Source organism: Vibrio sp. KUL70 (genome assembly GCF_059725515.1).
Genome location: NZ_AP045834.1, coordinates 1,331,847 through 1,340,804, shown reverse-complemented (window position 1 = coordinate 1,340,804; position 8,958 = coordinate 1,331,847). Strand labels below are relative to the sequence as shown.

The window sequence follows — 8,958 nt, the reverse complement described above, 5'->3', positions numbered from 1 at the left end:
ATGTCCTCCTAGATACAGATACTAATGGTTCTCATCATCGTATATATATTGTTGTAAGCGCTTAGTGATCCGAAACTCAAATTCAATTTCAATTTCAACCACTACTTTGTTATCAAGTTTTCTCATATTTAAGAGTTGGTTCGATATTGTTTTTACTCTATTCTTTTCGAACTCATTTACTTTTAAGGCTAGTATTTCCTTAGAAAAATTCCATTTTCAGAGGTAATTGATTGCATATCGAACTACATCCGCTTTATGAACAAGATTTTTCGAAATAAGCGTGAGCAAATAAGGACTTATTTTGAGTAATAAGAAATAGTCCCCAAGTAGCTCCATTTTTGCTCATTGTTTACCGTCGACTTAACCCTAGTACCTAAGTTTTTTCATACGTAAAGCGCCATTTCTACGAAGTTATCTCGATTCAAACCACTTGTTTTCAGCCAGATCTACCCAAAGCAAAAAAGCCACTGTTCGCTAAAACAGTGGCTTTTTAAAATAAGAGATATCGAAAAATCAGTTAGTTAGACGGTTTGCAGTCCAAAGGTACAGAAGTTCTAACGCTATGGTCGCTCCCGCCAATGCCGTAATATCACTTTGGTCATATGCGGGTGATACTTCGACAACATCCATTCCGACCATGTTGACTCCTTGGAGACCACGAATAATCTTCAAAATCTTGTCGGAGTTTAATCCACCGCAAACCGGTGTTCCTGTACCCGGAGCAAATGCCGGATCTAGGCAGTCGATATCAAACGTCAAGTAAACTGGCTTGTCGCCAACAGTCTGCTTGATACGAGATACGATATCAGCCACGCTCAGATCATTGGCTTCCATTGCATTAATAACGTCGAAACCGTGTTTTTCTTTTGTATAGTCGGTACGAATGCCAATTTGAACAGAGTGCTCTTTAGAAATTAGCCCCTCGTTTGGAGCATGAAAGAACATGGTTCCATGGTCGTAACGACTGCCATGACTGTAAGTATCCGTGTGTGCATCAAAGTGGATGAGCGCCATTTCGCCATACTTTTTCGCGTAAGCACGTAAAAGTGGTAATGTGACGAAATGATCACCACCGAGACCCAACAGCGTTTTACCACTATCAAGGATTGCCGTTGCTGCCGCTTCTAGACGTACCGTTAAATCTTCAGCATCACCGGTGTCAAAGACCAAATCTCCAGAGTCAATGACCTTAGTATGGTCGAAGAGATTAAAGTCCCACGGGAATTTCTTACCTTCCCACGCCAAGTTAACCGATGCACGACGAATCGCATCTGGACCTAAACGAGCTCCTGGACGTCCCGACGTTGCCATGTCTAATGGTGCACCAAGCACCACCACATCAGCTTCAGCATCGACCGGATTTTGCACCAAAGGACGGCGCATAAACGTCATCGCATTGGAGTACAGTGAATAATCTTTTTTAGTAAACAGATCGTCCATTAAAAATCCTCTAAATACGTGTAACCCGTTAAGCCTTGTTCTAACTCAGCAAGCACACTCTGCTGCTCTTCTCTTGGAACTTTTGCGCTAACCATCTCTTCATAGGTTTGGCGAATAAAATCCACGTCGATGTGCACGTAGCGCATCATGTCAGCAACGGTATCACCTTCATTGATATAATCTAGGTTCGCTTTACCTTCATCATCAACATTGACAACAACACTGTGTGTATCACCAAACAAATTGTGCATGTCACCTAAGATCTCTTGGTACGCACCGACCAAGAAGAAGCCCATCAAATAAGGCTCATCTGGGTTCCATGCAGGCACTGGTAACGTTGTTTCAATACCTTGCCCATCTACGTACTGATCAATGGTGCCATCTGAATCACAAGTAATGTCCAGAACCACGGCTCGTCGTTCATTCACTCTGTCCAATCCGCTTAGTGGCAAGACAGGGAACACCTGATCAATACCCCATGCGTCTGGTAGAGATTGAAACAGCGAGAAGTTGACGAAGAACTTGTCGGCCAATCGATCGCTCAGTTCATCCAAAATTGGACGATGGTAGCGGTTCTTTGTGCTCATCAACTGATTCAACTCGTAATTGATACGCAATGAAATTTGCTCTGCCCATGCGCGACTTTGTAGGTCCAGCATACCCGTTGCGAACTGATTGTGTGCCTCGGCAATATCACTCTGCGTATCGTTGTAGATCTCAATCAATGCACGGTCATCGCTACCGTCACGCAGTGACTGGAAGTTACGCCACATATTTTTCAGAAGTAGTGGCGCATCTTCGTCTGGTTCAGCAATCACTTCTGGTGAGTAACTTTCTGTACCAATAACGTTAGTGATCAAAACTGCGTGGTGTGCTGTCAATGAGCGCCCGGACTCAGAAATAATCACTGGCATCGGCTGTTGGTATTGTTTACAAATGTCACCGACAGTCATCACGATGTTACGTGCGTACTCAGCTAAACCATAGTTCATTGAGTTCGCCGATTGGCTGCGAGTGCCGTCGTAATCGACCGCCAAACCACCACCGACATCGATGTAATCTAACTGAGCACCGATATCGCGCAATTCACAGTAGAAACGAGCAGCTTCACTCACACCATTTCGTACATCGCGAATGTTTGCCATCTGAGAGCCCAAGTGGAAGTGAACGAGCTCTAATGCTTCTAGCTGATCTTCCTTTTTCAGACGCTCAATCACTGTCAACACTTGCGACGCAGACAAGCCGAACTTTGACTTCTCGCCGCCACTTGCTTGCCACTTACCGGCTCCTTGAGAAGCGAGACGAATACGCAAACCTAAGCGTGGTTTTACGCCTAGCGCTTTCGCTTCTTGCAAAACAAGATCAAGCTCAGACAACTTTTCAAGTACGATGAAAACTTTATGGCCTAGCTTCTCGCCGATCAAAGCCAAGCGAACATATTCACGGTCTTTGTAACCATTACAAACGATCACCGAGCTCGCTTTTTGAGCCAGTGCTAATACCGCCAATAACTCAGGTTTGCTGCCCGCTTCTAGCCCTAGCTGTTTTTGCTCTAGTTGTGCTTGGCTTGCTAAAATTTCATCCACGACTTCCTTTTGTTGGTTTACCTTAATTGGGTATACCAAAAGGTAGCGATTGTCGTATTGATAATCATCGATAGCTTGGTTAAACGCATTACAAATATTGTGTACTCGTTGATGAACTATCTGTGGGAATCGCACCAAAGCTGGTAAGCCGACATTCTTCTGTTCAAGTTGCTTAACAATATTACTCAAAGGAATTTGATGATCCGTTTTGCTTGGAGAGACATACACTTCCCCATTATCATCAATACCGTAGAAACCTTGGCTCCAGTGCTTTACGTTATATTCTGCACGGATGCGATCTAAATTAACTGATTGTTCCATTTCAAGAGACCTTACTGTATAGGGCCATCACCAAGTAACACCCTGTTTAAACAAGTGGCATTACCCAAGCTAAATCGATACGTCACGATTCGTTGGGCGCATTAACTGATATTCTGGCTAGTGAGTCCAATCATAGATATTTGTCGTGTCGACAATGGTCGATTTACGACTGCGTGAGATATCGGTACATCAGGGCTTATCGCCAGATCTGTGAGCAATACGGCATGAACATTTCTTCAGATTTTTTTCGTGAACCATAAGAAATCCCCAATTCTGCACTTGTTTTTGGTGCTCACTGCTGTTCATCTTTTAAACTTTTTCTTGCGATAGCTTGTAAAACAAACATGACTGGTATAAATTTGAACAACTGACCGATCGGTCAGTCGGTAGAATGGGGAGCAAAAATAATGAACCACAATCCAATGACCAGTGATGAAGCGGTATCAAACGCTGACATGACGAAGGTATTCGCCCAGCAGAAAAATTACTTTCGAGCTAACTCGAATACTGACTTACAAACACGCCAAAATAATCTAGCTCATCTAAAAGAGCTGCTGGTGCGTTACCAAGATCAAATCATCGACGCACTATCAAAAGATTATGGTCAAAGAGCAAGATACGATTCTCTCATTGCCGATATCACACCTTCGTTGCACTTAATTGATTACAATCGAAAGAATCTTAAGAAATGGATGAAACCTTCGCGTCGAGGTGCTGGGTTAATGCTTCAACCAGCGAAAGTCAGTGTTCATTATCAACCTCTAGGCGTTGTTGGCATCATTGTTCCTTGGAACTTTCCTATTACCCTATCGATTGGTCCGCTAGCAACGGCATTGGCTGCGGGCAACGTAGCGATGATGAAAATGTCAGAGTTCACACCCACAACAAACCTTGTTTTGAAAAAGATGCTGAGCGAAGGATTTAGTGAAGATCAAATCGCGATCATTGAAGGTGAAGCAGAAGTCGCAGCGAACTTCAGCGCTCTCCCTTTCGACCACATTATGTTTACAGGCTCCACTGCTGTAGGTAAGCATGTAATGAAGGCAGCTTCAGCTAACCTCACACCGGTTACTCTAGAACTCGGCGGCAAGTCACCCACCATCATAGCCCCCGATATAGACGTGATGGACGCAGTACAGAGAATCCTATTTTCGAAAAGCCTAAACGCTGGTCAAATTTGTGTCGCACCGGACTACATCTTACTCCCTAAAACAAAAGTGAATGAGTTTGTTGAAGCTTACAAGGGCTACTTTAGAAAGCTTTACCCGGCAGGGCTTGAGAGTAACGATCTGACATCGATCATTAATCAACGTCAATACGCTCGACTGAAAAGCGTGATTGACGATGCCAAGCAAAAAGGCGCAACCGTTCATACGGTGAGCGAGCAAGCTCAAGACGATGTGAATCACCGCATGACACCTCACTTATTGACAGATGTAAGTGACGACATGATTGCACTGCAAGATGAGCTGTTTGGTCCTATTCTGCCTATTGTCCCTTATGATTCTCTAGACGAAGCGATTGAGTACATCAATGAGCGCCCTCGCCCATTGGCGCTATATATCATGAGCCACGAAAGCGAAACGCAGAACGCAATCCTCAACAGAACTCATTCTGGTGGCGTATGTATTAATGACTCTCTGGTTCACGTTGCCGTTGACGATGCACCATTTGGTGGAATTGGTCCGTCAGGTATGGGTCACTATCACGGTATCGAAGGGTTTAAAACCTTTAGTCACGCCAAAACGGTTCTGAGCCGAGGTAAAATCAACTACACAAAATTGTTACATCCTCCTTATACAAAAGCGTTTAAGAAATTGATTTTTAAAGTGATTAACCGATGACTACAAAAAGACAGCAAATCTTAGACTCCGCCCTTCAACTCTTTGCAGAACAAGGTGTTGAAGGGACATCAACCGCGCAAATTGCTAAAACAGCAGGTGTGGCAAAGGCGACTCTATTTCACCATTTTGAAAACAAATCACTACTGGTTGACGAGCTTTTTAGAGAGCTAAAGCAAACTCTGTTCAATACGATTTTTCAAGGGATAGGTTCATCTTCAGCTCCACTGTATTCGAGAATGAACCAACTTTGGTTGGGTGGGATTGATTGGGCTTCCGTTCATCCAGACGCCATGAAGTTTTTCTCCAATATTCACTTCCATCCGACAACTGAAAAAAGGCAAAGCATCGTCACTGAGTTGTTTACAACACTGGACGAGAATATTAGAGCAGGTCAAGAGTCCGGTGAATTGTTGACGTTAGATATTGAACTCGTTCGTCACTTCATTCATAGCCACTTCTTGATATCGGTTAACTGGCTGCTAGACCAAAAGCAGCTCTCGATTGAAGAACAACAGAATTACGTTCAACAAAGTTTTGATATGTGTTGGCGCGCTATTGGTGGTAAACAGCCTGATTAGATTCATATTACCCTTTAGATACGACAAATGTTTTATCAAGTCATTTAGGTGGATCCAATACAGCGCAGCCCTCGCAATCACTAGTTAAGACACGTACACTACCCGCCTAAACGAAACACAATCAGAAGGCTTAGGTTTGCAAACTCTAGAACAATTACAATCCGGACAATTATTGGGCTCAACACATTTAAAATTGGCTGAAGGCCTTCAAACGTTCCCAATGGAAATCATAGAGCTTGCAGACACTCTCGAAGTGCTCGACCTTTCAGGCAATTTACTATCTGAACTTCCACAAGAATTGGCAAAACTGACCAAGCTACGCATTATCTTTGCCTCTAACAACAAGTTCACACATCTTCCTGAGGTGTTGGGAGAACTACCAAACCTAGAAATGGTTGGCTTTAAAACGAACCAGATTAAGACGGTTAGTGAACACGCATTACCTATCAAGTTACGTTGGCTGATTCTGACTGACAACGCGATTGAGGTATTGCCAGAAAGCCTAGGACACCGCCCAAGACTGCAAAAGCTGGCGCTAGCAGGCAACCAAATTAATGCGTTGCCAAACAGTATGGAAAACCTTACCAACCTCGAACTGGTTCGTCTATCGGCTAACCAATTGACCGAGTTTCCGGAACTGCTGATTAAGCTTCCCAAATTGGCGTGGGTAGCATTTGCTGGAAACCCGTTTTGCAAACACCCGAAGCCACTTGATAGCGTACCGCAGGTAAAAACGACAAGCTATCGTTTGAATCAGGTATTAGGGCAAGGTGCGAGCGGCGTTATCTCTCATGCAAACTGGATTGATGACAAGTTTGATTTTCCAAAAGAAGTGGCAGTTAAAGTATTTAAGGGCGAAGTGACCAGTGATGGTTATCCGCATGATGAATTAGAAGCGTGTCTACAAGCAGGTCATCACGATAATCTCGTTAAGTCCATTGCACAGGTAGATGATGGCAACGACCTAGCATTGGTTATGGAGCTCATCCCTGACAATTATTACAACCTAGGACTACCACCAACACTCGAGACCTGCACGCGTGATACTTTCCCTGAAGGTTTCGAGCTTCCGATCTCGCAAATCGAGAAGATCGTGACTCAGATGATTGACGTATTTAACCACTTGCACGACAACAAGGTTTGTCATGGCGACCTATACGCACACAACACCTTGGTCAATAAGCAGGGTCAGATGATCTTCGGCGACTTTGGTGCTGCGACCATCTACGGATATCTGACTGCAGAACAACAGCAAGGTATTCGCCGTATTGAAGCCCGTGCTTTGAAACACTTTATAGATGATCTGCTGACAATCTGTGCCAAGCAAGACCTTGAGAGTAAACTGTACTCGCGCCTTGCGAGCTTCGAAGTGTAAACGTAGCATGAACTTCAGTTTCAAGGTTTGAAGTTAATTTTCAAGGACTAAAGATATGTTGTTAACGATTAAACAAGCTCGTAAGAGACAACGTACAGTTGAGAAATGCCTGGATAGATATCTTGAATCACATCTTTAAGCACTGGCAGCGTCATGTTCTCTTGTTGAGCGTGGAACTCGCCCAGTTCATCGAACAGGATCGGTTCTACGCTGATGATCTTAAGATCACAGAATACACGCCCCTCTTCTAACGTTGATACTTCTACCACACTGCCTGGTTGGTAATCGCGCTCAGATTCATCACGTATGGTGATGGTCTTTTTGCCGGAAAGGATGTCAGCTTCAAAACGCTCAAAGAACGTCATAGTGGTTGGTGCGGTCATGGATTTCAATCACTTGTCATTAAAGATTTAGATACCTGTTTATATACCAGAATATCTAACGAAGCGAATGAAAATTGGATGCGAGATGCGAGATGCGAGATGCGAGATGCGAGATGCGAGATGCGAGATGCGAGAGAATATGACAAGGCAAAATAGCGGGCAATAAAAAAGGAGAGCCTAAGCTCTCCTTCTCTTAATCCTAAATGCAAACTCTAATTAAAGAGCAGCTTTTGCTTTTTCAACTAGAACTGCGAATGCAGCTTTGTCGAATACCGCGATGTCAGCAAGGATCTTACGGTCGATCTCGATAGATGCTTTCTTAAGACCGTTGATGAAACGGCTGTAAGATAGACCATTCTGACGAGATGCAGCGTTGATACGTGCAATCCATAGTTGACGGAATTGACGTTTCTTGTTGCGACGGTCACGGTAAGCGTATTGACCAGCTTTAGTAACTGCTTGGAAAGCTACGCGGTAAACACGAGAACGTGCACCGTAGTAACCTTTAGCTTGTTTTAGAACTTTCTTATGACGTGCACGAGCTTGTACACCACGTTTTACGCGAGGCATTATGCTTCTCCTAAACTAAACGATTATTAAACTAAAAAGAATTAAGCGTATGGCATCATACGAGCAACTGCAGCCACTTCACACTTAGGAAGGATTGCATTTGGACGTAGCTGACGCTTGTTCTTAGTAGTACGCTTAGTCAGGATGTGACGTTTACCAGCGTGCTTAAACTTAATACCACCAGCAGTTTTCTGGAAACGCTTAGCAGCACCTTTGTTGGTTTTCATCTTAGGCATGATGAATAACTCCGCATTGTTGAGTTGTTAATAACATAGTAATTAGGGCGAATTAAACCCCGCAACCTGAGGCTGCAGGGTTCAATTACTTGCAAAGCCGTTAATTACTTCTTTTTAGGGGCCAATACCATGATCATTTGGCGGCCTTCGATTCGAGTCGGGAAAGATTCTACAACAGCTAAATCTACTGTATCTTCTTTCAGACGATTCAAAACGTCGACACCGATGTCTTGGTGAGCCATTTCGCGGCCACGGAAGCGAATTGTTACCTTCACTTTGTTGCCGTCTTCTAGGAAACGCGTCAGGTTGCGTAGTTTTACCTGATAGTCTCCAATATCAGTTCCAGGACGGAATTTTACTTCCTTAATCTGAATCTGCTTTTGCTTCTTCTTCTGCTCTTTCGCAGCTTTGCTCTTCTCGAAGAGGAACTTACCGTAGTCCATCACACGACAAACTGGCGGCTCGGCGTTAGGGCTGATCTCTACAAGATCCATACCAGCTTCTACAGCTGCATCAAGCGCTTCTTGGATAGAAACGATACCAACGGCTTCACCGTCAGCGCCTGTTAGACGAACTTCACGAACGCCACGAATTTCACCGTTTAAACGATGCTGGTTTTGTTTGG

General features: G+C 44.0%; 9 protein-coding genes. 3 read left to right on the top strand and 6 right to left on the bottom strand.

Annotated features, from left to right (window positions below; genetic code table 11):
- Positions 1 to 513 precede the first annotated feature (513 nt).
- Both speB and speA read right to left on the bottom strand, forming a co-directional pair.
- Entirely contained in the window at positions 514 to 1,440 is a 927-nt protein-coding gene (gene speB, locus AC6I7V_RS06065; protein WP_498011542.1) for an agmatinase, read from the bottom strand.
- On the bottom strand, positions 1,440 to 3,347 hold the full coding sequence (speA, locus tag AC6I7V_RS06060) for an arginine decarboxylase (RefSeq protein WP_255230856.1): 1,908 nt from the start codon (positions 3,345 to 3,347) through the stop codon (positions 1,440 to 1,442). The genes speB and speA overlap by 1 nt, the downstream gene beginning before the upstream one ends.
- 407 nt (positions 3,348 to 3,754) lie before the next feature.
- On the opposite strand from speA, the gene AC6I7V_RS06055 reads away from it, so the two are divergent.
- The 3 genes from AC6I7V_RS06055 (at position 3,755) to AC6I7V_RS06045 (ending at position 7,144) form a co-directional block, all read left to right on the top strand.
- Positions 3,755 to 5,191 carry a coniferyl aldehyde dehydrogenase gene (locus tag AC6I7V_RS06055; protein ID WP_498011541.1) on the top strand — a complete coding sequence of 479 codons (1,437 nt, stop codon included), beginning with the start codon at positions 3,755 to 3,757 and terminating at the stop codon, positions 5,189 to 5,191.
- Entirely contained in the window at positions 5,188 to 5,769 is a 582-nt protein-coding gene (locus tag AC6I7V_RS06050) for a TetR/AcrR family transcriptional regulator (RefSeq protein WP_255230858.1), read from the top strand. The genes AC6I7V_RS06055 and AC6I7V_RS06050 overlap by 4 nt, the downstream gene beginning before the upstream one ends.
- 136 nt (positions 5,770 to 5,905) lie before the next feature.
- Positions 5,906 to 7,144 carry a leucine-rich repeat-containing protein kinase family protein gene (locus AC6I7V_RS06045; protein WP_498011540.1) on the top strand — a complete coding sequence of 413 codons (1,239 nt, stop codon included), beginning with the start codon at positions 5,906 to 5,908 and terminating at the stop codon, positions 7,142 to 7,144.
- Positions 7,145 to 7,212: 68 nt separating this feature from the next.
- Here the strand turns inward: AC6I7V_RS06045 and yqfB are convergent, their stop codons facing one another.
- The 4 genes from yqfB to infC form a co-directional block, all read right to left on the bottom strand.
- Positions 7,213 to 7,527, bottom strand: a complete 315-nt coding sequence (yqfB, locus tag AC6I7V_RS06040; protein ID WP_255230860.1) for a N(4)-acetylcytidine aminohydrolase — start codon at positions 7,525 to 7,527, stop codon at positions 7,213 to 7,215.
- A 216-nt stretch (positions 7,528 to 7,743) separates the two neighbouring features.
- Positions 7,744 to 8,097 (bottom strand): 50S ribosomal protein L20, encoded by a 354-nt coding sequence (gene rplT / locus AC6I7V_RS06035; RefSeq protein WP_004401084.1) that lies wholly within the window; start codon positions 8,095 to 8,097, stop codon positions 7,744 to 7,746.
- Between the two features lie 41 nt (positions 8,098 to 8,138).
- A complete protein-coding gene (gene rpmI / locus AC6I7V_RS06030) occupies positions 8,139 to 8,333 on the bottom strand; it encodes a 50S ribosomal protein L35 (RefSeq protein ID WP_032549209.1) in 195 nt (64 codons plus the stop codon).
- A gap of 104 nt (positions 8,334 to 8,437) precedes the next feature.
- Positions 8,438 to 8,926 (bottom strand): translation initiation factor IF-3, encoded by a 489-nt coding sequence (gene infC / locus AC6I7V_RS06025; RefSeq protein WP_301339526.1) that lies wholly within the window; start codon positions 8,924 to 8,926, stop codon positions 8,438 to 8,440.
- Positions 8,927 to 8,958 lie beyond the last annotated feature (32 nt).

Bases quoted from the DNA above. Each gene is read 5' to 3' on its own strand.
- speA (WP_255230856.1), bottom strand. From the start codon at position 3,347: ATGGAACAATCAGTTAATTTAGATCGCATCCGTGCAGAATATAACGTA.
- AC6I7V_RS06055 (WP_498011541.1), top strand. From the start codon at position 3,755: ATGAACCACAATCCAATGACCAGTGATGAAGCGGTATCAAACGCTGAC.
- yqfB (WP_255230860.1), bottom strand. From the start codon at position 7,527: ATGACCGCACCAACCACTATGACGTTCTTTGAGCGTTTTGAAGCTGAC.
- AC6I7V_RS06050 (WP_255230858.1), top strand. From the start codon at position 5,188: ATGACTACAAAAAGACAGCAAATCTTAGACTCCGCCCTTCAACTCTTT.
- rpmI (WP_032549209.1), bottom strand. From the start codon at position 8,333: ATGCCTAAGATGAAAACCAACAAAGGTGCTGCTAAGCGTTTCCAGAAA.
- rplT (WP_004401084.1), bottom strand. From the start codon at position 8,097: ATGCCTCGCGTAAAACGTGGTGTACAAGCTCGTGCACGTCATAAGAAA.
- speB (WP_498011542.1), bottom strand. From the start codon at position 1,440: ATGGACGATCTGTTTACTAAAAAAGATTATTCACTGTACTCCAATGCG.